Below are 24,407 nucleotides of genomic sequence, written 5' to 3' on the forward strand. Positions count from 1 at the left end.
ATCGAACGCTCTATGATCGAGGTCCGCAACGTCACGCGCAGCTATGGTTCGTTCAAGGCGCTGGACGACGCCTCGCTGACCATCAGGGAGGGCGAATTCTTTTCGCTGCTTGGCCCGTCCGGCTGCGGCAAGACCACGCTGTTGCGCATGATCGCAGGTTTCGACAATCCGACCAGCGGCTCGATCTCCGTCGATGGCCAACCGATGGAAGGCATCCCCGCCAACCGCCGGCCGACCAACATGGTGTTCCAGAGCTACGCCATCTTCCCGCATCTCAATGTGGAGCAGAACGTCGCTTATGGCCTGAAGCGGCTGAAGCTGGCCGGCACGGAGGAAAGGCGCCGTATCGAAGAAGCCCTCGCCCAGGTGTCGCTGACCGGCCTCGGCAAACGTCTCGCCACCGAGCTTTCCGGTGGCCAGCGTCAGCGCGTGGCGCTGGCTCGTGCGCTGGTGATGCGGCCAAAAGTGCTTTTGCTCGACGAGCCGCTGTCGGCGCTGGACAAGAAATTGCGCGAGCAGATGCAGGTCGAGCTGCGCCGCCTGCAGCAGGCGGTCGGCATCACCTTTGTCCTGGTAACCCACGACCAATATGAGGCACTGGCGATGTCGGATCGCATCGCGGTGATGTTCGGCGGCATGATTGCGCAGGTCGCATCGCCGAAGGAGATCTACCAGCGGCCGGTCAATCGCCAGGTCGCCGATTTCCTCGGCGGCATGAATTTTGTCAAGGCCGAGATCATCGAGGAGAATGGCGCCTCGCTGATCCTCGACACGCTGGGCTTCGGCCGCGTCAAGACCGACAAGCCGAAAGCTTTTGTGCGCAATGGCGCCGCCGCGACGCTTGGCATCCGGCCCGAGCGCCTGCGCGTTCTGTGGGACAATGCCACGGCAAAATTCGAGGTCGTCGGCAAGGTGGTCGAGCGCCACTATTTTGGCGAGATCACCCATCTGATCGTCGAAATACCAGGGCTGGAAAAGCCGTTGTCGGTGACCGAGACCAACGACTTCGGCGCCGACGACATTCCGGTCGGCACCACGATCCGCCTCGCCTACGACCCAGAGGCCTTGGTGGCGATGGCAGATTGACGCTATCTCACATCCAATTGGGCGGACAGATAGTCACTTAATCGATTGTCGCCTGCCTTCTTTGAATCCTCCAGCAGCATTTTAAGATCATCAATGTCGACCAATCCATGGTTCTGCAAATAGACGACTGTAAGCTCCGGGTCGAACCCGCACTTGAGATTACCCAATTGGCTAAGCACGTGATAATGCGCACGGTCGCCGGACTTCCAAACAGCAAATGAGTTGATCGGCCAGCCGCCCTGAAGGTCAGCTTTAAGTGAGCTTGCCGAGTATTCGCAGACCTTCTTTAAGGTATTGTCGAGTTCACCAATCTCAATTGGGTGGGGCGCCGAATAATAGCCAGCCGCAAATCCTGTAACTGCCATGACCGCACCGGTGAGTACGATCTTCGAGACCGTTTTCATAACGCTCAGATCTCCTCGATCAACCGCCGCGCCATTTTTCGCCCGGCGACGATTGCACCCTCGACATAGCCTGGGAATGACGGCGACAGCTCCGACGAGGCGAAATGGACCGGCGGCGCGCCGGCGCGGATGATGCGTTCGGCATTGGTTGCCGTCGCATCGACGATAAGGTCGCTGTAGCCGCCACCGCTCCAGCGATCGTCCGTCCAGTCACGGTAGCTGAGATCGGAGAAGCCGGCCGCCTCGGCGCCGAGCGCTTGCTCCAGTTTTGACGTCATCTTGGCGCGCAGTTCCGCCTCGCCCAGTTCGCGCCAGCGCCGGGCCAGCGGCCCGCCGATGAAGACGACAAGTGCTGGATGACCGTCGTCATTGCCGGCGTCGCAGGCAAAAAGCCCGTGCGGATCGCGCCACATCACCATGCCGCTCAAGCCCCTGTCGCGCCAGAAGGCCGTGGGATAACGCGCCAGCATCTTGATTACCGCGCCGCTTTGCCAGACGCCGAGCGCTGCTTCCAGCGCAGCCGGCAGCAGCGGTACGAAATCCAGTCTCGACGCCATCATCGGCGGGACTGCGACCAGCACCGCTCGCGCCTCGATTGAGCCTGCGGCCGAGACGACGCGAACCCCTTCCGCTCGACGCTCGATGGTCTTGACCGGCGTGTTCAGCCGCAGGCGATCACCGAGGTCGCGGGCCAGATCGTCTGCCAGCGAATGCATGGTTTCGCGCACGAAATACTGCAGTTCCGACACCTCGTTGGTGATGCGGCGGTCGTTGTCGATCAGGTACCACAGCGGAAGCCTTTCCATTGCCAGGCACCAAAGGCCCTCGATCAGCGAATGAAAGACCGCCTTGGCTTCATCGGGATCATTCTGGCGATCGAGCCATGCCGCGACGGTCAAACCGGCAATGGCCGGATCGTCCGGTGCAATCGCGTTCATCCGCTCGCGTATTCGCATGGCGGTGCCATAAGTGCGCTCGGCTTGCGCCTCGCTCATCCGCGGCTGGGTGATGAATTCGCCGGCGAAATGCGTCCCGACCAGCGTCTTGCCGCGTGCCCGCACCAGCGCCATCAGTTCGGGCATGTCCTCGCATAGGAACTGGCCGCCGCTGTCGATGCGCTCGCCGAGCCCGTTCGGCATGACTTCGACGCGTCCGCCGACGCGGTCGCGGGCTTCGAGCAGCACGAAATCGACGCCAGCGTTGTTCAGCTCATGCGCCGCCGACAGGCCGGTGAAGCCGGCGCCGACGACGACCACCTCGGCTCGTTCGATCTCGGACGTCAATAGCCGGCCTTGATCTTCTCGAATTCGGCGATCATCCGCTGCTTGAGCTCCGGCGCCACCGGCTGCTGGAACAGCGTCTTGTCGAGGAACTTGTCGAGATCGTCGAAGCCGCGCTCGGCCAGGATCTTGGGATCGATCGCCGCCATGGCGGCGGCGTTGCCATGGCCATAGCCGAACGTCTTGACCAGATAGTCGGATACAGCAGGCGCATTGACAGCGTTCAGGAAATCATAGGCCTGGTCGAGATCACCCGGTGCGTCCTTCATCAGCACATAGCCGCACACCCATGTCGACAGGCCTTCCTTGGTACCGCGGTTCATGGCGATCGGCATGCCTTGGCCCTTGAGGGTGACGAAAGTCTCGTTCCAGCCCCAGGCGAGATCGACCTCGTTGCCGGAGAAGGCCTGATTGATATCGGTGTCGTCGGTCCAGTAGAAGCGGATGTTCTTGTGCACGTCACGCAGAAATGCCGAGGCGTCCTTGAACTGCGCGTCGGTCATCTTGTTCCAGTCCTTGAGGCCGATGACCAGGCTGGCCAGCGCGTAGGCGTCGTCGACATTGTCGCCAATGGTAACGCGCCCCTTGAACTTCGGATCGGCAAAGATCCTGAGCGACTGCGCCTGATCCGGCGTCACATTGTCGGTGCGGTAAAGCAGGGCCGTATTGCCCCAGTCGAAAGGCATGAACCAGGCCTTGCCGTCAGCGGTGGTGGCGAGATCCTTCATCGCCATGATGCCGGGATTGAGATCCTTCCAGCCGGCGATACGGCTGGTGTCGAGCGGCTGCAGCATGCCGGCCTCGCGCCATTTCACCACGCTTTGCGAGCAGGGATGCGCAATGTCCGCCTTGAAGCCGGCCCGCATTTTCTGAAAGGCCTCTTCCTCGTCGCCGAAGAAGGCGAAGGTCGGCTCGGCGCCTTGTTCGGCGGTGTAGGCCGGATGCAGCAGCGGGTCCTCATAGCCCGACCAGTCGAACACGACGAGGTCGCCGCCTGCCGCAAGTGCCGCGACTGTGCCTGCGCCGATTGCGCAGGCCGCGGCGATGGCCAGGCGGCGAAGCACGGAATTCATGGCGCAAAGCTCCTCATCGCGGGAAACACCGCGGCGACGTTAGGAGAATTCGGGAGCTTTGGCGAGCCCGTCCGCCCGCTATGTCCGTGGGCAGACGGGCCAAGCGAGGAGAGCTCAATAGCCGGCTTTGATCTTCTCGAACTCGGCGATCATCTTGAGCTTGAGATCGGATGGAACCGGCGACTGGAACAGCGTCTTGTCGACGAACTTCTGCACGTCGTCATAGCCTTTCTCCTTTAGCACCACCTGGTCGACGCCGGCCATGCCATTGGCATTGGCCTGGCCGTAGCCCCAGTCCTTGACCAGGACCTTGGCGACTTCCGGATCGTTGACGGCGTTGAGATAATCATAGGCCTTGTCGGCATTGCCGGGCGCATCCTTGAACAGCACATAGCCGCAGACCCAGGTCGAAATGCCCTCGTCGGTGTCCTTCTTGGCCTTGATCGGCACGCCGGCGGCGACAGACTGCACCGTCGCGTCGTTCCAGGCCCATGCGAGATCGACCTCGCCGCCGCTCAACAGCTGCACGATATCGGTTGAGTCGGTCCAGTAGGAGCGGACGTTCTTGTGCACCTGGCGCAGGAAGCCTGATGCCTGTTTGAACTGGTCGTTCGTCATCTTGGTCCAGTCCTTCAGGCCGATGGCGAGACTGGCCAGCGCGTAGGCGTCGTCGACATTGTCACCGACGGAAACCCGGCCCTTGAACTTCGGATCGGCAAAGGCCTTCAACGACTGCACGTCCTTCGCATCGATCTTGTCGGAATTGTAGGTCAGCTGCGTGTTGCCCCAGTCCCAAGGCATGAACCAGGCCTTGCCGTCGGCGGTGGTGGCGAGATCCTTCATCGCCATTATGCCGGGATTGAGGTCTTTCCAGCCTGATATCTTCGAGGTGTCGAGCGGCTGCAGCAGGCCAGCCTCGCGCCATTTCACCACGCTTTGCGAGCAGGGATGGCCAAGATCGGCCTTGAAACCGGAGCGGACCTTTTCGAACGCCTCGTCCTCGTCGCCGAAGAAGGTGAAAGTCGGCGAATCGCCGTTCTTTTCGACATATTTCGGATGGAAGCCGGGCTCCTCGTAGCCGGACCAGTCGAACACGACGAGATCCCTGTCCGCGGCCAGCGCCGCCGCCGAAGCGGCGAGCGCTCCGGCCAATGCCAATGTCAATGTCAGCGTCAATGTCAGCGTCGGGCGTCGCGTCATTGTCTTCATTGCTGTTCCATCCTCTTTTGATTGTTTCACGCCGGCTTGGCACCGCCGGCTGTCGGCCACGGATAATGCTTGGGAAATGCCGCGGACAGGAACGCGTTCGCGGCCTGCAGCGCAGTCTCGCGCGTGGTGTCTTCGGTGCCCATCATCAGCCGCAGCCACAGTCCCTCCAGCATGGCGCTGAGCGCCAGCGCCATCACCTGCGGCTCATAAGAATAGCCGCCGCTCTGCTTGAGCGTCGCGCAAAGGTCGACAAAGATGTTCTGATAGACGGCGTCGCGTGCGCTGCTCAGCGCCTGATAGGTCGGCCGCGATTTGGCTTCGCCCCAGAACGCACACCAGGCCGCCAGCTTGCGCTTGTTGCAGATCGAGCGGTCGAAATCGGCCGCGACCAATGCCTGCAACTGGCGGGCGGGATCATCGCCGGCCTTCTGCAAGGCGCTGCGCCAATGCGCCGAATACTCGTCATACATGTATTGCAAAGTCGCGACGAGCAGCTTCTCCTTGCTTTCGAAATGGAAATTGACGATGCCGCGCGACAGGCCGGCACCGTCGGCAACGTCGGCCATCGTCGTATCCGAATAGCCGCGCTTGGCCAGTGAATCGATCGTCGCTTCGATCAGTTGAAGCTGCCTGGTCTCTTTCGACGCCTTGCGGCCACGCTTTTCGGTGTCGCTCTTTCGCGTCGCCTCGAGGAGGGCTTCGCGCGCCTCTGTCTTCATGGGATTGATGGTCTCCAGCATCGCCGGCTAGCCAACCGGCTTTCGGCCGCGAAGATGAGTGGGACGGTGCTCGCCTGTGTCAAGTACCTTCTGCATGGCTTCCCAGGTTCGTATATTCTTGTCGACATAGGCCGCGCCGACGGCAGCCGCGACCACCGGGTAGAGCGGCCCCTTCAAGCGGTTCAGCTCCTCCCCCGCGACCTCGCGATACCAGGGATTGCGGTCGCGCACGGTGATGTCGGCAAAGCCGGCCTGGCGCATCGCCTGCACATAGCGGGCCGGCGATGCCATGGCGAAGGACAGGCCTTCGGCGGCGACATAGGCCTTCATCTCGGGCGACGGCTCGCCATCATGCGAGATCATCCAGTTCGACGCGGCAAAGACGCCGCCAGGCTTCAGGACGCGGAATATCTCGGCGAACAATGCATCCTTGTCCGCCACGTGCAGCAGCGCGTCCTTGGAAAATACGACGTCGAAGGCACCGTCGGCAAAAGGCAGCGGTCCTGGCGCCGCCTGGATGAAATCGGCGCGACGCGCGAGCCCGCGCGCAGCGGCCCGCTTCCTGGCCGTCTCGATCACGGGCCGTTCGACGTCGAAGCCTGTGAGATGGGCCGCGCCGTGACGCTTGATGAGATGCAGCGTGATGCCGCCGGAACCGCAGCCCATGTCGAGGACTGTCTTGCCCGCAAGCGACAGCCCTTCGACGACCCGGTCGACCTCTTCTGGCCCATCCGGCGACAAATAGCCGTCGCCCCACAGCGCCTCGAGGAAGCGGATGGCGGTGTCGTCATACTCCGGTTCGGCCTCTGCCGTTTCGATCATCAAACCCTGGTCCCAAGGCTATCCTCGAATGAGCCAAAGCCTAGCGCATAAACACGAAAATGCAACATCATTTGTTGAACATTCATTCAATATGGCTGGACAGGATGACCGTCTTCGTGCGAAATTCGGCTTATTGGGGGCGCATCACACGAAAAGAAGGTCGGGCACGATGAAGGCTGGGCCAAAGTGAAGAGCTGGGACGCGATCGTCATCGGCGGCGGGCATAACGGGCTGGTCAATGCCTGCTACCTGCAGCGTGCCGGGCTCGACGTGCTGGTCGTCGAGAAGAACGACTGGGTCGGTGGTGCCGCCACCAGCCGCGAGCTGACGCCCGGCTTCCTCTATTCCAACTGCTCCTATGTCTGCTCGCTGTTCCGCCCGGAGATCATGCGCGACCTCGAGCTGCCGCGCTTCGGCCTGCAGGTGATCTCCTATGAGGGCGGCGCGGTGTTCACCCGCGATGGCGACTATCTCGCCAACTACCGCGACCACGATGCCCACCGGCGCGAATTCGCGCGGTTCTCCAAACGCGATGCCGAGGCCTATGATCGTTATGCCCGCGACGTGACGCGGCAGTGCCGCTTCATCCAGCCGCTGCTGATGCGCACGGCGCCCGACCCGACCAGCCTGCGGCCGCGCGACCTTGGCGAACTGCTCTATCTCGGCAAGAAGTTCACGGGGCTCACTGCGGAGGAAATGGCGCTGACGCTGCGCTTCTGGACCATGTCGATCTCCGACTTTCTCGACGAATATTTCGAGACCGACGTGATCAAGGCGAATTTCGCTTTGTCCGGCATCATCGGCACCGCGCTCGGGCCGATGTCGCCCGGCACCGCCTATGTCCTGCTGCATCATTATATGGGCGAGGTCGACGGCTCGGTCGGCGCCTGGGGCTATGCGCGCGGCGGCATGGGCGCGGTCACCGAGGCGCTCTCCGCATCCTTCCAGGCTTCGGGCGGCACCATCCGTACCGGCGCCGAGGTCGACCATGTGCTGATCCGGCGCGGCAAGGCCAAAGGCGTGGTGCTGGCCGGCGGCGAGGAAATATACGGCAAGCTCGTGGTTTCCAACGCCGACGTGAAGCGCACCTTCCTCAAGCTGGTCGAGGAAAAGGAATTGCCCGAGATTTTCCTGCGCCGGGTCAGGAATTTCAAGATCCGCGGCTCGTCAGGCAAGGTCAACATCGCGCTCGATTCACTGCCGGAATTCCCGGCGCTGCCGAAGGATTCGCCCGTCTATTGTGGCGACATGCATTTCACCGATTCGATCGAGCGCATGGAGCGTGCCTATGACGACTGGAAGGCCGGGCGCTGGTCGGCCGATCCTTTCCTCGACATGGTGATCCCGACGACGCTCGACCCGACCATGGCTCCACCCGGCAAGCATTTCATGAGCTGCTTCGTGCAATATGCGCCACCGAAGGTGGACGGCCGCGGCTGGACCGACGCCGACCGCGACGGCTTTGCCGAAAGCGTGATCGCGCAGATATCGGACTATTCGCCGGGCTTCCGCGACCGCATCGTCCACATGGAAGTGCGCACGCCGCGCGAGATCGAGGCCGAGGTCGGCCTCACCGAAGGCAATATCTTCCAGGGTGAATTGACCTTCGACCAGTTGTTGTTCAACCGCCCCGTGCCGGGCTACGCACAATACCGCTCGCCGGTCGATGGACTCTACATTTGCGGCTCCTCGACCCATCCCGGTGGCGGCGTCATGGGCGCGCCGGGCCGCAATGCCGCCGCCGAGATCCTGCGTGATCTCGCCAAGCCAAATCAGCATATGAGCCCGGCCCATGACGTCATCTGACAAATGGGATGTTGTCGTCATCGGCGGCGGCCATAATGGCCTCGTCGCCGCCGCCGTTCTGGCGAAGAGCGGCCGCAAGGTGCTGGTGCTGGAAGCCGCCGGCGAGGTCGGCGGCGCCGCGCGCACGGAGGAATTCGCGCCCGGATTTCGTGTTTCGTCGATCGCCCATCTGCTGAACCGGCTGCACCCCGATGTGGTGAAGGTATTGGAGCTGGAGAAGCACGGGCTGCAGGTCGCACGCGGCGACTTCGCGCCGTCGGTGGTGCTGGCGAAAAGCGGTCCGCCGCTTTTCCTGCATGGCGCCTATGGCGAGGTGCTGACCGGCACCAGTCCTGCCGAGCAGTCCGCCTGGAAGGAGTTGCGGGCACAGCTGCTGCGCTACGCCGGCATCCTGAAGCTGTTCTTGTCACGCCGGCCGCCCGATCTCGGCGCCATGTCGCTCGCCAACACGGCAGCGCTCGGCCAAACCGGACTGGCGCTGAAGAAGCTTGGCAAGGAGGACATGCGCGATTTCCTGCGCGTGCTGTTGATGAACGTTGCCGACCTGCTCGACGAGCAGCTTGCCGACGACCGGCTGAAGGGCCTGCTTGCCTTCGACGCTACGCTCGGCAGCCATCTTGGCCCGCGCTCGCCGACCTCGCTGCTCGGTCTCTATTACCGCCTGGCCGGCGAGACCGGCGGTTCCGCCGGCGCGCAGATGCTGCCGAAGGGCGGCATGGGCGCCGTCATAGCCGCCATTCGCGCATCGGCGCAACAGGCCGGCGTGACCATCCGCACCGCGACGCCGGTGGCAAAGATTATCGTCGAGAAGGGCCGCGCCGTCGGCGTGCTGCTCGACAGCGGCGAGGAAATCCGCGCGACAACGGTCGTGTCCGCCATCAACCCGGCGACGGCCATGATCGACCTTGTCGGCCCGCGTGAAGTCGACACCGGCTTCGTTCGCAAGGTCGGCAATATCCGCATGAAGGGCGATGCTGCGAAGCTCAATCTGGCGCTCGACCAGCCACCGCAATTCGTCGGCGTCGATGCCGCCGGCCACCGTGGCCGTCTCGTCATCGCGCCCTCGACCGATCATGTCGAGCGCGCCTTCAACCCGTCGAAATATGGCGAGTTCTCACCCGAACCGGTGATGGAGATCACGCTGCCCTCGCTGTCGGACGCCTCGCTCGCGCCCGAGGGGGCCTGCGTGCTGTCCGCGGTGGTGCAATACGCCCCCTATGCCTTGAAAGAGGGCTGGAGCGCCGGCAAGCCGAAATTCCTCAAAGTCTTAATGGCTGAACTCGAGGCTTATGCGCCGGGAATCGGCGGCAGCGTGCTCCATGCCGACCTGCTGACGCCGGCCGACATCGAGGCGCGCTACCGGATGCCGGGTGGGCACTGGCACCACGGCGAACTGCAGGCCGACCAGATGCTGATGTCACGGCCGATCTCCGGCTGGTCCGGCTACGACACGCCGGTGGACGGGCTGTTCCTTGCAGGCGCCGGCTCGCATCCGGGCGGCGGGGTCTCCGGCGTGCCGGGCCTGAATGCCGCAAGGCGCATCATTACGGTGAGGGGGTAGCTGTCATGGTGCAACGAGCCAAGACCGTGCTCCACGGCGAAAGAACGCCGTGATGAACCATCAGCCCATTGGCCCATCCGATGCCCGCATCGCGGCACAATCCCATTTCCGCAGTTTGCGCCTCGACACGCCGTTCCAGGCGCGCATTGATGCGCTGGCGAAGACGAACGACTGGTACAATTGGGCCGGCTATCGCGCCCCACATTCCCTATGGGACGAGGATCTCGAATATTTCGCCATCCGCAGCCAGGCCGCTCTGTTCGACATCTCGCCGATGACGAAGTACCGCATCGAGGGGCCGGATGCCGAGACCTTCCTCGACCGCCTGACATTGCGCGACGTGACTAGGCTGAAGCCCGGCCGCGTCAACTACACCGCCTGGTGCGACGATCAGGGCTTTGTCCTCGACGACGGCACGTTGTTTCGGCTATCGCCGACACGGTTCCGGCTGTGCTCGCAGGAGCGGCATCTGCCGTGGCTTCTGGACAGCGCCATTGGCTTCGACGTGGCGGTTGAAGAAGAGACCGAAACCGTCGCCGGCCTCGCCTTGCAAGGCCCGACCTCCTTTGCCGTGCTGCGCGATGCAGGTTTTGCAGGTATAGAAAAACTGAAAATATTCGACCTCGCCGAGTTTCCGCATGACGGCGTCACCATCACCATCTCGCGCACCGGCTTCACCGGCGATCTCGGCTACGAGTTGTTCGTGCAAACGGATAAGGCGCTCAGCCTCTGGGATCGGCTGATGACGGCGGGCGAGCTGCGCGGCATCCGCGCCATCGGCTACGCCGCATTGAACCGCGCCCGGCTCGAAGCCGGGCTGATCGTCGCCAATGCAGATTTCGTCACCGCCGAGCATGCCATCCGCGCCGATCGCCTGCGCATGCCGGACGAGATCGGCCTCGGCTTCATGGTCGACTTGGAAAAGGGTCATTTCAACGGCCGCCGCGCAATACTCCACGCACGGGCGAAGAAGCGTCTTCGCCATGTCCTGGTCGGGTTGCAGATCGAGGGCAATATCCCGGCCGAGCACGCGATCGTCTACCACAGGAAAAGCCAGGAGGTCGGGCTGGTCAGCGCCGCCATGTGGTCGCCAATGGCCAAGCGCAACATCGCCATCGCCTCGCTGACGCGGCCGTTCGGCGAGACCATCGTCGACGACCTCTGGGTCGAGATCTACGCCATGCGCGAGCTGCAGTACCAGAAGCTGATGAAGCGGGCCAAAATCGTGGCGCGGCCGTTCGTCAGGCTCGACCGCCGCACCGCCAATCCGCCCGCGGATTTCTGAGCATGTCCGACGAAGCCGAACGTCATGAGGATGACGCCGAAGCCGCCGAACAGTGGCAGCTGGTCAACACGCCGCTCGGCGAAAAATGGTCGGGCCGCACCCGCTATGCCGCGGCCATGTTCTTCTACAAACGCGGCGAGATGAGCGCTTAAACGCTGGAGGTCTACCGCATTTGTGCGAGGCTGGACTCGACCGATCCGCTGCCGATCATCCGCGATCGCGGCATTGGCCAGGACTGGCTTAAACGCATAGGTTTTGAATAACTCGCCCTGGGGCGTGTTGAGATTCAGGTCAGGCCGAGTCGAAAATTGTGGGTTCCGAGAACCGGAGCGGAGCGTACTTTTGGGTGCCCTAGCCGATGGTCTTTTCCAGCATACTGAGCCAATTGCGATAGGCGATCTTCTCGATCAACGCGCGCCCGAAGCCGCGTGCTGCGAACGCGTCGAGCAGCTTCGGCAGGCCGGCAACGTCGCCGATCACGGCAGGAATCATGGCGCCGTCGAAATCCGAGCCGAGGCCAACGCCGTCTTCGCCCAGCGCCTGCAGCAGCGAATCGACATGGCGCACCATGATGTCGAGGCTGGTGTCGGCGTTCATCCTGCCGTCCTCACGCAGGAACCCGGTGGCGAAGTTCAGCCCGACCATGCCGCCCGAGTCGCGGATTGCGCCGAGCTGCCATTCGGTGAGGTTGCGCGAATGGCCGCAAATCGCGTGCACGTTGGAGTGGGTCGCGACCAGCGGTGCATCGCTGATCTCGACGACGTCGCGAAAACCTTTTTCGTTGAGATGCGAAAGATCGATCATGATCTTCAGCTGGTTGCAGGCCTTCACCAGCGCCTTGCCGGCATCGGTCAGCCCTGGCCCTGTATCGGGCGACGACGGAAAACGGAACGGCACGCCGTGGCCGAAGGCATTGGGACGGCTCCAGACGATACCGAGCGAACGCAGGCCGGCTGCGTGGAGGACGTCAAGCAGGGTGAGCTCAGGATCGATCGCCTCGACCCCTTCGATATGGAACACCGCCGCGATCGAGCCTTGCGCCATCGCCTTCCTCACGTCGCCGGCGCTGCGGCAAACGGTGAGCGCCGAAGCCCGCTCCAGCCTGAACAGGATCGAGGCCATCGCCATGGTGGAGTTGAGCGCATCGGCGCGCGGAACCTCGGGCGGCAAGGGCTCGCTGTCACTCGGCGCCAGCGGCACCGAGCCGCGTTTGGATTTCTCGACAGGCGGCGGGAAGATCGCGAACATGCCGCCGGCAAATCCGCCTTTCTTCGCGCGCGGCAGGTCGATATGGCCACCCGGCGTCCCCTCGACAAACAGCTTTTCGACGTCCGCATCCTTCGACTGGTAGAGCCTGAGCAGCGTATCGTTGTGGCCGTCGAAGACGGGAACGAGATCGGATTCGGTCATGGAGGGCCATTCGGTTGAAGTGGTCGGGCCGCAGACGGCGAGCCGGTTTGTTGGCAATACTTAGGCAAGACGGGCGCTCTGCGCAAATCCCGCATGTTGCCGCTGTGTTTGTACGCCTCCAATGGCCGAAGAGGCCCGCGGTAAAGCCGCGCACCCTTTCTCCTGTCATTCATCGATGGCTGTCTCTTACCGCTTCAGCACGTCCGCCCATTCCGGATGGCGACGGAACTGGGCATTGGCGAACGGGCAAAGCGGGATGATCGTTTTGCCCGCCGCACGCGCATCCTCGACGGCACGGGTGACCAGGCGAAGCCCCGCGCCCTGGCCGCGAAATGCATCCGGCACTTCGGTATGGTCGATGATGATCTGGTGCTCGCCGATCTTGGTGAAAGTCATCTCCGCCTCGGCGTCGCCCGGCCCACGCAGGAGATAGCGGCCCTTCGAGCCGCGGTCCTCCAGTTCGATCTCCGGCAATAGGTCAGACATGGCTTGCGGTCCTTTCGTCCGGCGCCACGGCGAACAACCGCCGCGCCGCCTCGATCTCGCTCGGCCGCACCTCATGGCCGCCGTCATGCCACTCGACTGTGACATCGGCGCCATTGGCGCGCAAATAGGCTTCGAGCCGCGCCGTCAAATTAGGCGGACAGATCGGGTCCCGCCTGCCGGCGGTGACCAGGATGCGGCTGCCGCCAAGGCTGCCCTTGACCTCCGGCTCGAACGGGATCAGCGGATGCATCAGCACCGATGCGTCGAACAGCGACGGCTCAGCAAACAGCACCGAGGCCAGGATGTTGGCGCCGTTGGAGTAACCAAGGCCGAGCACCGAAGAGGGCCCTGTCGTCTCGACATGTGCCTTGACGAAGCCGGCCATCTTGTCTGTCGCTCGCGCGAGGTCGCTCATGTCGTAGGCGCCCTCGCCGGTACGGCGGAAGAAGCGTGCCGCGCCTTGTTCCGAGACATCGCCGCGCGGGGCGACGATCGTCGCTTGCGGCGCGAGATCGCGGCCAAGCGACAGAAGCTGGGCCTCGTCGCCGCCGGTGCCATGGAAGACGAAGAGCAGCGGCCCATCAGGCGAACCGGGCAGCACCTTGTGAATATACGAATCCTTGCTCACGATTTTGCCCTCAGTCTTCCAGTTTCTGCAGATGCTGCTCGAGATAGGGCCGCAAATGCTGGTGTTGCGACGGCAGCTTCAGCGCCTCACCAAGATGGGCGGTATCCTCGTCGCGGTCGAAGCCGGGCTCGTTGGTAGCGACTTCGAACAGCACGCCGCCCGGTGTGCGGAAGTAGATCGCCCAGAAATAGTCGCGGTCGATTACCGGCGTCACCTGATAACCGGTATCGAGCAGCGCCTTGCGCACTTCGAGCTGCTTGGCGCGGTTCTCGACGGCGAAGGCGACATGGTGGACCGAGCCGGCGCCGAGATTGGCGAAGCCGGCCCCTGGCAGCGATTCGATATCGACGACATCGGCGCCGTTGCCGTTCTTCACCGTTAGCCGCCTGACATTGCCGGACTTGTCGACCTCCTCATAACCCATGAATTTCAGCAGCTCTTCGGTGGCGCCGCCATCTTTCAGCCTGAGCGACACCGAGTGAAAGCCGCGGATCGCCTCGTCAGTGGGAATGCCACCCTTCGCCCAGGGCGCTCGGCTGTCCGCTCTGTCCTCGACCAGCGCAAACCCGTCGCCGTCGGGACCGGCGAAGGCAAGACGCTTCTCGCCGAACGTCTCCTCGCGAGAAAGCCCAGTGACACCTTGCTCGGCAAACCGTTTCTCCCAATAGCCGAGCGTGCCCTCGGGCACCGAGTAAGTGGTTGTGCCGACTTCGCCGACTCCATGGCGGCCCTTGCCGATGTTGGGGAAGGGGAAATAGGTCATCACCGAGCCGGGCATGCCGACCTCGTCGCCGTAATAGAGGTGGTAGACGTCGGGCGCGTCGAAATTGACGGTTTTCTTGACGCGCCGCAGGCCGAGCGTCCCGGTGAAGAATTCATTGTTCTGGCGCGCGTCGCTGGCCATCGAGGTGACGTGATGCAGGCCCTTGACCTGGTCGAGCATGTTTCTGCTCCTTCCCTTGTACTGGTGCGGCCCTTGCCGCTGTCCACGCAAATATGAGGATCCGGCTCCTGGCCGCAAAGATGGCAAACACAGAATGGACTGTGCTGTTAAAGTGAACGATCAAGCAGGTTTTGTTCACCATTCGGCAAACTGGACCGGCTTGCATATTCGCCGAAATTGCGCTCCATGAGCGACGTAGCCGGCATGAGGATATAGCGGTTGATTGGAAAACGCCCCAACATTCTCCTGATCACCTGCGACCAGTGGCGCGGCGACTGCCTATCGGCTGCTGGCCACAAGGTGGTAAGAACGCCGAATGCCGACGCGTTGGCTGCAGAGGGCATTCTTTTCAAGAAGCACTATGGCGGCGCCGCGCCTTGCTCGCCGGCGCGCGCCTGCCTCTACACCGGCCTCTACCAGATGAACAATCGTGTCTGCCGCAATGGCACACCGCTCGACGCCCGCCACGGCAACATAGCGCTCCGGGCGCGTGCCCTCGGCTATGAACCGACGCTGTTCGGCTATACTGATATGGCACGCGATCCGCGTACGCTGGCGCCTGGCGACCCGCAGCTGAAGAGCTATGAAGGCGTGCTGCCCGGCTTCACCGTACGTCAGCTTCTGCCCGAGCACCAGAAGCCTTGGCTGTCATGGCTCAAGGCGCGCGGCGTCGATGCCGGCGCCGGCTCCCCCGACATCCATCTCCCGGTGGGTGAAATCCCGGAAAACGACGGCGGGGTTAGCAACGCCCCGCCCGTCTATTCGAAGGACGAAACGCCCTCGGCCTTCCTGGCCGGCGAATTTATCCGCTGGCTCGGCGAACAGGAGCGCGATGCGCCGTGGTTCGCGCACCTTTCCTTCATCAGTCCTCACCCACCCTTCATCGTGCCGGCGCCTTACAACGCCATGTACGATCTGGCCATCGGTCCAGCTTTTGACCGCGCCGAAAGCTGGCAGGCCGAAGCAGCAAGCCACCCTTATCTCGCCTATGAACTTGACCGGCAGGAACGGTCGAAATTCCGGCCCGGCTCGGAGGGCAAGGTGCGCGACTGGGGCGACGATAATTTTCGCCGCATCCGGGCGCTTTATTACGGCATGATCTCGGAGAGCGATGCGCAGCTTGGCCGGGTCTGGCAAGCAGTCAAGGCGGCCGATGCATGGGACGACACCGTCATCGTGCTGACCTCCGACCACGCCGAGATGATGGGCGACCATTTCATGCTGGGCAAGGGCGGCTTCTTCGACGGCAGCTTCCATATTCCGCTGATCATTCGCGATCCGCGCCGCCGCAAGGCTGTCGGCAGCAGCGTCGACCGCTTCACCGAGGCGGTGGATTTGGCGCCGACCTTGCTCGAGCTCACTGGCGGCGAAGTGCTGCCGCATCTCGACGGCCGCTCGCTGGCGCCTTTCCTGGACGCGACGGAGCCGGACGCCTGGCGCGACGCGGCCCATTGGGAGTTCGATTTCCGCTCGATCGCGGATGGTGATGCCGAACGGTATTTTGGCATCGGTCAACGCCAGTGCAATCTCGCCGTCATCCGTACGGAAAAGTACAAATATGTGCATTTCGGCGGTGGCCTGCCGCCCTTGCTCTTCGACCTCGAGAAAGACGCCGGCGAGGTGACCAGCGTCACGGACGACCCAGCCTATCTGCCGGCGCGGCTGGAACTTGCCGAAAAGCTCCTTGCCTGGCGGGCCGAGCATCTCGACCAGTCGCTGGCGCTCGCCGAATTGACGCATGACGGCGTTACCGGCCATGTCGCGGGCCTGCCTTTTGCGTCGACATGAGAAAGCCCGCGCCGTTGCCGGCGCGGGCTTACCTGTCGACTGAGATGCAGCTTACCGCATGATCATGCGCTGTTTGTCGCGGTTTTGCGCATAGCTGCCCTTGTCATAGGCGGCCTGCGCCTCGAGCTGCTCCTTGGTGAAGTTCGTGTAGAGATAGCGCTTGCCGTTCTTGTCGGTCATGAATTTCAGGTTGTCCATACCGACTGCCACCTCCTTCTCGCCGACGCCGAGGAAGCCGCCGACGTCGATGATGACTGCGTCGACCTTCTTGTCGCCGCTCAGCACGACGTCGCCGATCTCGCCGACATTGGCATCATTGGCGCCGTAAACGGTTGTTCCAACCAGATCCTCGGCCCGGATTTCGCCTATCGGCATTTCAGTCAGCGTCGACTTGTCGATCGAGCCGGTCTTGGTCTGGTCGGCCGCGGAATTAGCCATAGGCGCCGGCGCCGGGGCATTTTGAGCCGTTTTACTGGCTTGGTCAGTGTTGCTGGTGGTCGCGGTGCTGGCCGTCACGGTAGGCGTGACGGTGGCAGGCGCAGTAGCCGCGGCATCGTTCGACGCAGTGGTTGCCGGGGCCGGATCATAGGCCTTGCGGTTGAAGTCCGGCTGTGCCTGCAGCTCTTCCTTGGTCGTTTGCGCGACCAGCCAGCGATCGCCGTTCCTCTCGGCCCACTGTGCCTTGTCGAAATCATAGGCGACGTTCTTTTCGCCGATGCCGAGGAAGCCGCCGACACCGATGATCAGCGATTGCGCCTTGGCTTCCTTGTTGATGACGATGTCGTTTACGTCGCCGATGTTCTGGGCGTCGTCGCCGGTGCCGTTATAGACGGTCTCGCCGATGATATTGGTGGCGAGATTGCCTTCGGCGCGCTTCACCGGCTCAGCCGGCGCGGCAGGCGCCGGGGTTGTATTTTGCGCGCTGGTGGAAGGGGCGGCAGGCGCCGCATTATCCGCCGAAGCTGGTGGCGGCGGCGGATCGTAAGGCCTCCGGTCGAAATCCGGCTGAGCCGTCAGCTCATCCTTCGTTGTTTGCGCTATCAGCCAACGGTCGCCATTTCTTTCGGCCCATTGCATCTTTTTGTAGTCGAAAGCGACGTTCTTGGTTCCTATGCCAAGAAAACCGCCGACGCCGATGACGACGGATTTTACCTCGCCGCGCTCGTCGAAGACGACGTCGCTGATGTTGCCGATATTCTGGGCATCGTCGCCGGTGCCATTATAGACGGATTCGCCGATGATGTTGGTGACAAGGCTGCCCTCGGCACGTATCGCCGGAGCGGTATCCTGGGCGGCGGGTGGTTGCGCCGGCGCCGGGGTCGTCGCCGATTGCGCAAATGCACCCGTCGCAATCAATGTTGCGACTGCTGTCGTGGTTAAAAGGGTGCGGATCATCTTAGTGTCTCCTCGTCGGTGATTTCGTGCACGCCCTGCCCGCCTGACGTCACTGCGGGCGCAGCGTCTTCTGCATGTTCACAACGTTGTGACCACACTGTTGTTCCGAAAAAAGCCGCGGTGCACCCGGTGCGATGTCAATGGTTCTCGGATTCGCCGCGCCGGTCGAAAGGAACATTTTCTCGGCCGCCCCGTTCCACTCCCGGCTGGGGCCCTGTCCCGGCCCGTTGGGTGCTGGAAAATGGAACGGCCATGCGGTTTGCAGCGGTGCTGAACAAGGACGGGGGCACCCTGCGCACCATCGATCTTGAGGCCTTCGCCAGCCGGATGCGTGGCACGCTTGAGACTGCCGGCCACTCGATCGATATCGAAATCGTCGCCGGCAAGGATATCGTCGCCACGCTGGACGGCGTAGCTTCCAGGCGCGGCATCGACGTCGTGCTGGCGGGCGGCGGCGACGGCACCATTTCGGCCGCGGCAGCCCGTTTGATGAATGGGGAGAAGGCGCTGGCAATTCTGCCGGCTGGCACAATGAACCTTTTTGCGCGCGGCCTCGGTATTCCGCAGACCCTCGATGCGGCAGTGAAATCGTTTGCGGACGGCGAGGTGATGGCGATTGACATTGCAACAGCCAACGGCCGGCCTTTCGTGCATCAATTCTCGATCGGCATGCACGCCAGGATGGTGCAACTGCGCCAGAAGATGGAATTCGGCTCGCGGCTGGGGAAGATGCGTGCCTCGGTGCGAGCCGCTTGGGCAACGATCAACAATCCACCGGCGATGAACGTAACGCTGACGGCCGGTGAGGCCGAGATCAGAACCCGGATCACCGGTATCGGCATCACCAACAATCTGTTCGGCGAGGGCCACCTGCCCTATGCCGATAATCCGGCAGGCGGCGTGCTGGGCATCTATGTCACCGTGGCACGGCGGCGCGGCGAATTGATCAGGTTCCTCTTTGACGTTGCCCGTGGGAAATGGCGCGGCAACGAGCATGTCGAAATCCATCAGGCAAACCGCGCCGTTTTGAAAATCCATTCGACGAACAGGAAAGTTCAGGCCGTCATGGACGGCGAACTGGTAAAGCTCGATCGCGAGACGACCGTCGAAATCCATCCGCGCGCGTTGAATGTTCTCGTCCCGGCGCGCGCCGCCGAGGCAAAGGTTGCCTGACGTGAGGTAGCGTGATGTGGGGTTGCGTGATGCGGGTTGGCACGAGAGATGGAGAGAGTCTAGCCGCTGGGTGTGTTGCCCTGCTCGGTCTTAGGCGTCTCGATCATCCAGCCGTAGATTTCGGCGACGCCCCAGGCGATAAAAGCCAGCAACAGCGCGGCGATCAGGATACGAAGGACATGCTGACCCCGCCGCCCTTGACGGGCTTTGTTTTCAGGAACGATTTTTGGCATGGTCTGGCTCCATATTTGGCGCCGGCGGGCGGAGCTAGCGGGGCATTGGCTGGTAACGGCTCCCCGCTGCGAAAGTTCCGGCTCGACAAGGCGGCAAACGGGCCGGTTGGCCTGATCAATCAGCGGGGCCGGCCACTGGGGGCGTAGTGGACGACAATGGCCAGACAAAGCCGGGCCTGCCGGTCGATATTCGCCGTGTGGTGGGCGCTGCGGACCGCCTTGCCGTGCTGCACGGCCTCGACGCGCTGGATACGGCTGCCGACCCTGATTTCGACCGTATCAGCGGTCTTGCCGCTTCGGCGATGCAAACGCCTGTCGCACTGATCACGCTGGTCGATGCCGAGCGGCAGTGGTTCAAGTCCTGTATCGGCCTCGACGAGACCGAAACCGCAACCGAGACATCGTTCTGTGCCCACACCATCGCAGCCGGCGACGTGCCGATGGTGGTGGCCGACGCGGCGGCGGATCCGCGGTTCAAAGCCAATCCGCTGGTCACCGGCGAGCATCACATCCGCTTTTACGCCGGCGTGCCGATCGTGGTCGACGGCGCACTGATCGGCACGCTCTGCGTGCTCGACCGGAAGCCGCACGCACGTCCCTCTTCTGTCCAGCTCGACCAGCTGTCGGCGCTGGCTGGCCTCGCCGCCAGCCTGTTCACGCTGAAGGATGCAACCCGCAGCGCGGCGATTGCCGAGGCCGCACTGGTTCGAGAGGAAAAGCGACGCGCTATTGCGCTCGACGCGGCTTCGCTCGCCAGTTGGGCATGGGATATCCGCAGCGACATGATCGACTGCGATGTCCTGCTGTCCGAATTGTTCAACTTGCCCAAGTCGAACAGGCTGAGAGCGCGCGACATCCTGACCGCCATCGACCCGCGCGACGTTCATCAGACCGAAACACGCTTTCGCGACGCGCTGACCGGCAGCGACGATTATTTTGGCGAATACCGTGTCAAAGGCCTCGATCCGCCGCGATGGATCGCAACGCGCGGCCGCGTCATAGAGCGCGACGGCGAGGGCAAGCCGACGCTGATCTTCGGCGTCAACTACGACACCACCGAACGCAAGCTTGGCGACGAACGTCAACGGCTGTTGCTGCGCGAGCTCAATCACCGCGTCAAGAACACTTTGGCAACCGTACAGGCGCTGGCGACGCAGACCGTTCGCCATGCCCGTCAGCCAAGCGAATTCCTTGAAGCTTTCAGCGCCAGGCTGCAGGCGCTGGGCGTTGCGCACAGCCTGCTGTCGGACCGCGAGTGGCGCGGCATCGGCATCCGCGAGTTGGTGGAGATCGAGGTAAAGCCGTTTCAAACCGCTGGACAATCGCGCATGGCGATCTCCGGCACCGATGTCCTGCTCTCACCCGACCAGGCAGTCGGGCTCGGCCTGATCCTGCATGAACTGGCAAGCAACGCACTACAATATGGGGCGCTCTCGGTTTCTTCCGGAAAGGTCGATCTCGATTGGAAGGTGCAAGGCAGGAAGGGTGCACGACGTCTGTTGCTGGCGTGGCGTGAAAGCGGCGGCCCGCGGGTTGCGCCGCCCGAACGCCATGGCTTCGGCTCGATCCTGATCCGCCGCAGCCTGGCCAAGGTCATTTCCAGCGAGGTGACCCATGAATTCCGGCCCGACGGCGTAATCGCCGAAATATCGATGCCGCTCGACGATTTGTGACGCGAGGATTTTACGACCGGGCGCCAGAATCGTTTGCGCCGAACTATCCGCTTCCGAACTATTTCCCTTTGCCGGTATCCGGATCGTCGGAGTCGGGCTTCACGTTCTCGCGGTAGATGGCGTAGGCTGCGAGTGCTATCGCCGGGCCGAGAATGGCGCCCAATCCGCCCTTCGCCACGCCACCTTTGCCCTTGAGCAGCGCCGGCAGCACGGCGAGTGCAGCGGCGATGCCGACCGCCTTCATGTCAGCGTTGCGTCGCTTCGCCCGGCGTCTGGCGCGCGAGCCGGCCGACATCCGGTAGACGAGCAGGATGAGACCGGCGATTGCCAGAAAGCCGATCCCGAAGCTCAGCGACGCCGCCATCGGCCCATAGCGGGCCGCCGTCCAGATATAGGCCGCCCCGACCAGGAAGCCGAGGCCGCACAGCGCCGCGAGTGCTGCGACCGAATAGACCATCGCAGCGACGCGCGCGCGTTGTATCGCCGCAATGGTTTCGCCCGAGGCGAGGCCCGAGATCAGCGATGCAAGCATTCCCATGCGTGCAGAACTAGCGGCGCGCGAGGAGTGCGAAGAGGAACCCGACGCCTGCGGCGATCGCCAGCGAAGTCACAGGCTTTTCGCGCATATGGGCTATCAGCTGCGCCTCGATGTCCTTGGCGTTGCTGCGCAGGCTGTCGAAGGCTGCTTCGCCCTGGGTTCGCAACTGCTCGACGCCCTCGGCGGCGGCGCGGCGCGCAGCCCCGTAGCCATGTTCGCCAGTTTTGGCCAACAGCTTGGTAAGTTGGTCGATGTCGGCCTTCAGTTGTGCGATGTCGGCCTCAATATCGGAATTCGTGCGGGCTTCGTTCGCGGCCTTTCCTGCGGCAGTCGCCATTGCTTCACTCTCCTTGCTTTTGCTCGGTCGAAAACGCCCAACAGACCCCAAGGTTCCGGCACGAACCTCTTCTAACCCTATCTCCGGCAGCGCTCGTTGCAAATGCCTTGCAAGGGCCGAGGCCGACGCATCCGCCGGCATGTCTTTTTTAAATGACAGCATGCCAAATAGCGATCATGACTTCCCCGGTTTCAAGATAGAGACGCATTTAAGGAGATATTGCTGCGTGGGCCCATCGCTTGACGGTTTGCGGATTCTTATCCTGGAAGATGAGTTCCTGATTGCCATGGATATCGAGCAGCTTTGTCGCGACTACGGCGCGCTCGATGTGGTCATCGCCCGTGATCTGACTGAGATCGAACAGCAAGACGTTGCCGCGCAGTTCGACGTGGCCATCGTCGACCTCATGCTGAGCGGCGTTTCGACGCTTCAATTTGCTTCACGGCTGCGTGAAGCTGGCATCCCGTTCGTCTTCGCCTCGGGCCAGTCGGATATGGACGAGATCAAGAAATCCTTTCCCGGCGTCAGACTGGTCACCAAGCCCTATTCGGGAGACGATCTCGTCGAGGCAGTGGCAGCGGCCTGCAGGCGCTGAGGGCGCGGAGCGGCTCGAACACGCCCACGCTTCACGCTGCCGTCGACCCCGTTACCTGAGCCGAAATTGCGTCCGGGCCATACTCGTCTTCACCGGAGATCTTCAAGATTTCCTGCAGCCGCGTGCGGGCGCGGCTGACGCGGCTCTTGATCGTTCCGACGGCGCAGCCGCAGATCTCGGCCGCTTCCTCGTAGGAAAAGCCCGATGCGCCGATGAGGATAATGGCTTCGCGCTGGTCTTCGGGCAGCAACTCGAGCGCGCCGCGAAAGTCTTCGAGGTCAAGCTGGCCGTGCTGGGCCGGATGAACGGCAAGTCTGGCCGTCATGACGCCATCGCTGTCCTGCACCTCGCGGCCGCGCTTGCGCATCTGCGAATAGAATTCGTTGCGCAAGATCGTGAACAGCCATGCCTTCAGATTGGTGCCGGGCTGGAAGCTTTCATGCTTGTCCCAGGCCTTGACTAATGTTTCCTGCACCAGGTCGTCGGCCTTGTCGGCATTTTGCGTCAGCGACACGGCAAAAGCCCGCAGGCTCGGGATCGAGCCGAGCAAGTCGGTCTTGAAGCCCTGGGAGACGGCCGCCATGCCTCAGTCCTTCTTCTGTACAGGTTCGGCCTTTTCCAACTGGCTGAGCAGTTGTGCGAAGCGATCCGGCACATTGTCGGAGACCAGCTCGTCGTAATATTGTTTGAGTTTGCGGCCGATTTCCGAGTTCGGCCCAAGCGGGTCGCGGGAAGCAGCCCGGCGCCCGTTGCCAACGCCAGCCGTGGTAGCTTTCGTCATGTTCTTCATTTCGCCCTTTGTCCCAGCCTTAAGCCGCCCTTTCAACACATAACGCAAGGCAAGCGGCAGCCTCGTCTGGTTGCCCAACCCCGCCCTAAACGCCAGCCCGCATACTTAGTTCCGCATGACCGGAACTTTTTCGCACAACCCGCGTTTCTAACTTTGGGCTTGCGAACCGTTTTTAGCTGTAACATGTAATCACGTCATATGAGGGAGACGTCCGATATGAGCCTATCAGCAACCATCGCTCCGCACCTGCCGTTCCTGCGCCGCTTCTCGCGCGCCGTATCCGGATCGCAGGAGAGCGGCGACGCGTTGGTCGCCGCAATGCTCGAGGCCATCATTGCCGATGTCGATATCTTTCCGGACGCATCGAACGACCGCATCGCACTCTACAAGGTCTTTGCCAAGCTCTTCACCTCGGTGGCCATTCGCGTTCCGCAGGAGCATGCCCAATCGGCATGGGAGCAGCGCGCCGCGGCCAATCTGAATGCAATCGCGCCTCGTCCCCGCCAGGCCTTTCTGCTGGTCGCCGTCGAAGGCTTCAGCGAAGACGAGGCGGCGGAGATTCTCGACGTCGACGAACAGGAATTCTCAGAACTTCTCGCTCAGGCGAGCAACGAGATCTCCCGTCAGGTGGCAACCGACGTGCTGATCATCGAGGATGAGCCGCTGATCGCCATGGATATCGAGGAAATGGTCGAAAGCCTCGGCCACCGCGTCGTCGGAACAGCGCGCACCCACGCGGAGGCGGTGGCGATGTTCGGCAAGGCGCGGCCAAAGATGGTGCTTGCCGATATTCAGCTCGCCGACGGCAGTTCGGGCATCGCGGCCGTCAATGAAATCCTGTCGTCCACCTCGGTGCCGGTGATCTTCATCACCGCCTTTCCCGAGCGGTTGCTCACCGGCGAGCGGCCGGAACCGGCTTTCCTCGTCACCAAGCCATTCAACCCGGATATGGTCAAGGCTCTTATCAGCCAGGCCCTGTTCTTTGACCGGCACGCGAAGGCCGCGGCATAAAACAGCTGGCGACCGAGTTGCGGCCGCCAGGGTGTGGGATAGCCACTCCCCTTGGACCGGATGGGGGCGTGACGCCGACTTAACACACGACAGCCAACTGCTGCCGAACCTGACGAGAACCTTTTCGCACACACCGCAGCAATTCGGGCCGTAACGATTTTC

At 62.7% G+C, this 24,407-nt stretch carries 25 protein-coding genes and 1 pseudogene; 10 read left to right on the plus strand and 16 right to left on the minus strand.

Translation table 11 applies throughout. The annotated features are described in order from the left end of the window. Positions 1-12 precede the first annotated feature (12 nt). Positions 13-1,086 (plus strand): ABC transporter ATP-binding protein, encoded by a 1,074-nt coding sequence (locus NKH01_RS23890; RefSeq protein WP_353022808.1) that lies wholly within the window; start codon positions 13-15, stop codon positions 1,084-1,086. Positions 1,087-1,088: 2 nt separating this feature from the next. Here the strand turns inward: NKH01_RS23890 and NKH01_RS23895 are convergent, their stop codons facing one another. The 6 genes from NKH01_RS23895 to NKH01_RS23920 form a co-directional block, all read right to left on the minus strand. Continuing rightward, complete coding sequence (locus NKH01_RS23895; RefSeq protein WP_353022738.1) at positions 1,089-1,490, minus strand: hypothetical protein; 402 nt, start codon at positions 1,488-1,490, stop codon at positions 1,089-1,091. 5 nt (positions 1,491-1,495) lie between these two features. Further along, a complete protein-coding gene (locus NKH01_RS23900) occupies positions 1,496-2,773 on the minus strand; it encodes a flavin monoamine oxidase family protein (RefSeq protein ID WP_353022740.1) in 1,278 nt (425 codons plus the stop codon). Then, positions 2,770-3,843: an extracellular solute-binding protein gene (locus NKH01_RS23905; protein WP_353022742.1), complete on the minus strand. Its 1,074-nt coding sequence runs from the start codon at positions 3,841-3,843 to the stop codon at positions 2,770-2,772. Before NKH01_RS23905 ends, NKH01_RS23900 begins: the two co-directional genes overlap by 4 nt. A gap of 114 nt (positions 3,844-3,957) precedes the next feature. Continuing rightward, positions 3,958-5,052, minus strand: a complete 1,095-nt coding sequence (locus tag NKH01_RS23910) for an ABC transporter substrate-binding protein (RefSeq protein WP_353022744.1) — start codon at positions 5,050-5,052, stop codon at positions 3,958-3,960. 26 nt (positions 5,053-5,078) lie between these two features. Beyond that, positions 5,079-5,792 (minus strand): transcriptional regulator BetI, encoded by a 714-nt coding sequence (gene betI / locus NKH01_RS23915; RefSeq protein ID WP_502912677.1) that lies wholly within the window; start codon positions 5,790-5,792, stop codon positions 5,079-5,081. Between the two features lie 6 nt (positions 5,793-5,798). Then, on the minus strand, positions 5,799-6,593 hold the full coding sequence (locus NKH01_RS23920; RefSeq protein WP_353022748.1) for a methyltransferase domain-containing protein: 795 nt from the start codon (positions 6,591-6,593) through the stop codon (positions 5,799-5,801). A gap of 186 nt (positions 6,594-6,779) precedes the next feature. Between NKH01_RS23920 and NKH01_RS23925 the strand changes: the two genes are divergently transcribed. The 4 genes and pseudogenes from NKH01_RS23925 to NKH01_RS23940 all read left to right on the plus strand — a co-directional run bounded on the left by NKH01_RS23925 (position 6,780) and on the right by NKH01_RS23940 (position 11,508). After that, entirely contained in the window at positions 6,780-8,399 is a 1,620-nt protein-coding gene (locus NKH01_RS23925; RefSeq protein WP_353022750.1) for a phytoene desaturase family protein, read from the plus strand. Beyond that, entirely contained in the window at positions 8,386-9,960 is a 1,575-nt protein-coding gene (locus tag NKH01_RS23930) for a phytoene desaturase family protein (protein ID WP_353022752.1), read from the plus strand. Before NKH01_RS23925 ends, NKH01_RS23930 begins: the two co-directional genes overlap by 14 nt. Positions 9,961-10,012: 52 nt before the next feature. Then, positions 10,013-11,245 carry an aminomethyl transferase family protein gene (locus NKH01_RS23935; protein WP_352480846.1) on the plus strand — a complete coding sequence of 411 codons (1,233 nt, stop codon included), beginning with the start codon at positions 10,013-10,015 and terminating at the stop codon, positions 11,243-11,245. Between the two features lie 2 nt (positions 11,246-11,247). Beyond that, positions 11,248-11,508: pseudogene (locus tag NKH01_RS23940) on the plus strand (hypothetical protein). Positions 11,509-11,596: 88 nt separating this feature from the next. Here NKH01_RS23940 and NKH01_RS23945 read toward each other — a convergent pair. From NKH01_RS23945 to NKH01_RS23960, 4 genes are all read right to left on the minus strand, one after another. After that, complete coding sequence (locus NKH01_RS23945; protein WP_352547168.1) at positions 11,597-12,655, minus strand: dipeptidase; 1,059 nt, start codon at positions 12,653-12,655, stop codon at positions 11,597-11,599. Positions 12,656-12,841: 186 nt separating this feature from the next. Then, the gene (locus tag NKH01_RS23950) at positions 12,842-13,141 is read right to left on the minus strand and encodes a GNAT family N-acetyltransferase (protein WP_353022754.1); all 300 of its coding nucleotides are present in this window, start codon (positions 13,139-13,141) and stop codon (positions 12,842-12,844) included. After that, positions 13,134-13,769 carry an alpha/beta hydrolase gene (locus tag NKH01_RS23955; RefSeq protein ID WP_353022756.1) on the minus strand — a complete coding sequence of 212 codons (636 nt, stop codon included), beginning with the start codon at positions 13,767-13,769 and terminating at the stop codon, positions 13,134-13,136. Before NKH01_RS23955 ends, NKH01_RS23950 begins: the two co-directional genes overlap by 8 nt. A 10-nt stretch (positions 13,770-13,779) precedes the next feature. After that, a complete protein-coding gene (locus NKH01_RS23960; RefSeq protein WP_352494201.1) occupies positions 13,780-14,712 on the minus strand; it encodes a VOC family protein in 933 nt (310 codons plus the stop codon). A 219-nt stretch (positions 14,713-14,931) separates the two neighbouring features. On the opposite strand from NKH01_RS23960, the gene NKH01_RS23965 reads away from it, so the two are divergent. Then, positions 14,932-16,500: an alkaline phosphatase family protein gene (locus NKH01_RS23965; RefSeq protein ID WP_353022758.1), complete on the plus strand. Its 1,569-nt coding sequence runs from the start codon at positions 14,932-14,934 to the stop codon at positions 16,498-16,500. 51 nt (positions 16,501-16,551) lie between these two features. Here NKH01_RS23965 and NKH01_RS23970 read toward each other — a convergent pair whose 3' ends face one another. Then, positions 16,552-17,895, minus strand: coding sequence for a PRC-barrel domain-containing protein (locus tag NKH01_RS23970; RefSeq protein ID WP_353022760.1), 1,344 nt, complete (start codon positions 17,893-17,895; stop codon positions 16,552-16,554). A 252-nt stretch (positions 17,896-18,147) separates the two neighbouring features. Between NKH01_RS23970 and NKH01_RS23975 the strand changes: the two genes are divergently transcribed. Beyond that, the gene (locus tag NKH01_RS23975) at positions 18,148-19,068 is read left to right on the plus strand and encodes a diacylglycerol/lipid kinase family protein (RefSeq protein ID WP_353022762.1); all 921 of its coding nucleotides are present in this window, start codon (positions 18,148-18,150) and stop codon (positions 19,066-19,068) included. Positions 19,069-19,127: 59 nt separating this feature from the next. Here NKH01_RS23975 and NKH01_RS23980 read toward each other — a convergent pair whose 3' ends face one another. Further along, positions 19,128-19,301, minus strand: a complete 174-nt coding sequence (locus tag NKH01_RS23980; RefSeq protein WP_023720914.1) for a hypothetical protein — start codon at positions 19,299-19,301, stop codon at positions 19,128-19,130. Between the two features lie 146 nt (positions 19,302-19,447). On the opposite strand from NKH01_RS23980, the gene NKH01_RS23985 reads away from it, so the two are divergent. Next, the gene (locus NKH01_RS23985; RefSeq protein WP_353022764.1) at positions 19,448-20,974 is read left to right on the plus strand and encodes a sensor histidine kinase; all 1,527 of its coding nucleotides are present in this window, start codon (positions 19,448-19,450) and stop codon (positions 20,972-20,974) included. A gap of 58 nt (positions 20,975-21,032) precedes the next feature. On the opposite strand, the gene NKH01_RS23990 is transcribed toward NKH01_RS23985, so the two are convergent. Both NKH01_RS23990 and NKH01_RS23995 read right to left on the minus strand, forming a co-directional pair. Then, on the minus strand, positions 21,033-21,512 hold the full coding sequence (locus NKH01_RS23990) for a hypothetical protein (RefSeq protein WP_023720916.1): 480 nt from the start codon (positions 21,510-21,512) through the stop codon (positions 21,033-21,035). Positions 21,513-21,522: 10 nt separating this feature from the next. Beyond that, on the minus strand, positions 21,523-21,849 hold the full coding sequence (locus NKH01_RS23995) for an ElaB/YgaM/YqjD family protein (RefSeq protein ID WP_023720917.1): 327 nt from the start codon (positions 21,847-21,849) through the stop codon (positions 21,523-21,525). A gap of 226 nt (positions 21,850-22,075) precedes the next feature. Between NKH01_RS23995 and NKH01_RS24000 the strand changes: the two genes are divergently transcribed. After that, positions 22,076-22,444 carry a response regulator gene (locus NKH01_RS24000; RefSeq protein ID WP_352480853.1) on the plus strand — a complete coding sequence of 123 codons (369 nt, stop codon included), beginning with the start codon at positions 22,076-22,078 and terminating at the stop codon, positions 22,442-22,444. A 31-nt stretch (positions 22,445-22,475) separates the two neighbouring features. On the opposite strand, the gene NKH01_RS24005 is transcribed toward NKH01_RS24000, so the two are convergent. Together NKH01_RS24005 and NKH01_RS24010 are read right to left on the minus strand one after the other, a co-directional pair. Then, on the minus strand, positions 22,476-23,027 hold the full coding sequence (locus NKH01_RS24005; protein WP_023678544.1) for a sigma-70 family RNA polymerase sigma factor: 552 nt from the start codon (positions 23,025-23,027) through the stop codon (positions 22,476-22,478). A gap of 3 nt (positions 23,028-23,030) precedes the next feature. After that, on the minus strand, positions 23,031-23,234 hold the full coding sequence (locus NKH01_RS24010; RefSeq protein WP_023720919.1) for a NepR family anti-sigma factor: 204 nt from the start codon (positions 23,232-23,234) through the stop codon (positions 23,031-23,033). 216 nt (positions 23,235-23,450) lie between these two features. On the opposite strand from NKH01_RS24010, the gene NKH01_RS24015 reads away from it, so the two are divergent. Continuing rightward, on the plus strand, positions 23,451-24,245 hold the full coding sequence (locus NKH01_RS24015) for a response regulator (protein WP_023678542.1): 795 nt from the start codon (positions 23,451-23,453) through the stop codon (positions 24,243-24,245). Positions 24,246-24,407: the final 162 nt, after the last annotated feature.

This window comes from Mesorhizobium sp. M1403 (assembly GCF_040317695.1).
Lineage (GTDB): Bacteria > Pseudomonadota > Alphaproteobacteria > Rhizobiales > Rhizobiaceae > Mesorhizobium.

Excerpts from the sequence above, each read along its gene's own strand:
- NKH01_RS24005 (WP_023678544.1), bottom strand. The coding sequence starts at position 23,027 with ATGGCGGCCGTCTCCCAGGGCTTCAAGACCGACTTGCTCGGCTCGATC.
- NKH01_RS23995 (WP_023720917.1), bottom strand. The coding sequence starts at position 21,849 with ATGGCGACTGCCGCAGGAAAGGCCGCGAACGAAGCCCGCACGAATTCC.
- NKH01_RS23945 (WP_352547168.1), bottom strand. The coding sequence starts at position 12,655 with ATGACCGAATCCGATCTCGTTCCCGTCTTCGACGGCCACAACGATACG.
- NKH01_RS23975 (WP_353022762.1), top strand. The coding sequence starts at position 18,148 with ATGCGGTTTGCAGCGGTGCTGAACAAGGACGGGGGCACCCTGCGCACC.
- NKH01_RS23895 (WP_353022738.1), bottom strand. The coding sequence starts at position 1,490 with ATGAAAACGGTCTCGAAGATCGTACTCACCGGTGCGGTCATGGCAGTT.
- NKH01_RS23990 (WP_023720916.1), bottom strand. The coding sequence starts at position 21,512 with ATGGGAATGCTTGCATCGCTGATCTCGGGCCTCGCCTCGGGCGAAACC.
- NKH01_RS23920 (WP_353022748.1), bottom strand. The coding sequence starts at position 6,593 with ATGATCGAAACGGCAGAGGCCGAACCGGAGTATGACGACACCGCCATC.
- NKH01_RS23970 (WP_353022760.1), bottom strand. The coding sequence starts at position 17,895 with ATGATCCGCACCCTTTTAACCACGACAGCAGTCGCAACATTGATTGCG.
- NKH01_RS23960 (WP_352494201.1), bottom strand. The coding sequence starts at position 14,712 with ATGCTCGACCAGGTCAAGGGCCTGCATCACGTCACCTCGATGGCCAGC.
- NKH01_RS23980 (WP_023720914.1), bottom strand. The coding sequence starts at position 19,301 with ATGCCAAAAATCGTTCCTGAAAACAAAGCCCGTCAAGGGCGGCGGGGT.
- betI (WP_502912677.1), bottom strand. The coding sequence starts at position 5,792 with ATGCTGGAGACCATCAATCCCATGAAGACAGAGGCGCGCGAAGCCCTC.
- NKH01_RS23890 (WP_353022808.1), top strand. The coding sequence starts at position 13 with ATGATCGAGGTCCGCAACGTCACGCGCAGCTATGGTTCGTTCAAGGCG.
- NKH01_RS23930 (WP_353022752.1), top strand. The coding sequence starts at position 8,386 with ATGACGTCATCTGACAAATGGGATGTTGTCGTCATCGGCGGCGGCCAT.
- NKH01_RS23950 (WP_353022754.1), bottom strand. The coding sequence starts at position 13,141 with ATGTCTGACCTATTGCCGGAGATCGAACTGGAGGACCGCGGCTCGAAG.
- NKH01_RS24010 (WP_023720919.1), bottom strand. The coding sequence starts at position 23,234 with ATGAAGAACATGACGAAAGCTACCACGGCTGGCGTTGGCAACGGGCGC.
- NKH01_RS23910 (WP_353022744.1), bottom strand. The coding sequence starts at position 5,052 with ATGAAGACAATGACGCGACGCCCGACGCTGACATTGACGCTGACATTG.
- NKH01_RS23935 (WP_352480846.1), top strand. The coding sequence starts at position 10,013 with ATGAACCATCAGCCCATTGGCCCATCCGATGCCCGCATCGCGGCACAA.
- NKH01_RS23905 (WP_353022742.1), bottom strand. The coding sequence starts at position 3,843 with ATGAATTCCGTGCTTCGCCGCCTGGCCATCGCCGCGGCCTGCGCAATC.
- NKH01_RS24015 (WP_023678542.1), top strand. The coding sequence starts at position 23,451 with ATGAGCCTATCAGCAACCATCGCTCCGCACCTGCCGTTCCTGCGCCGC.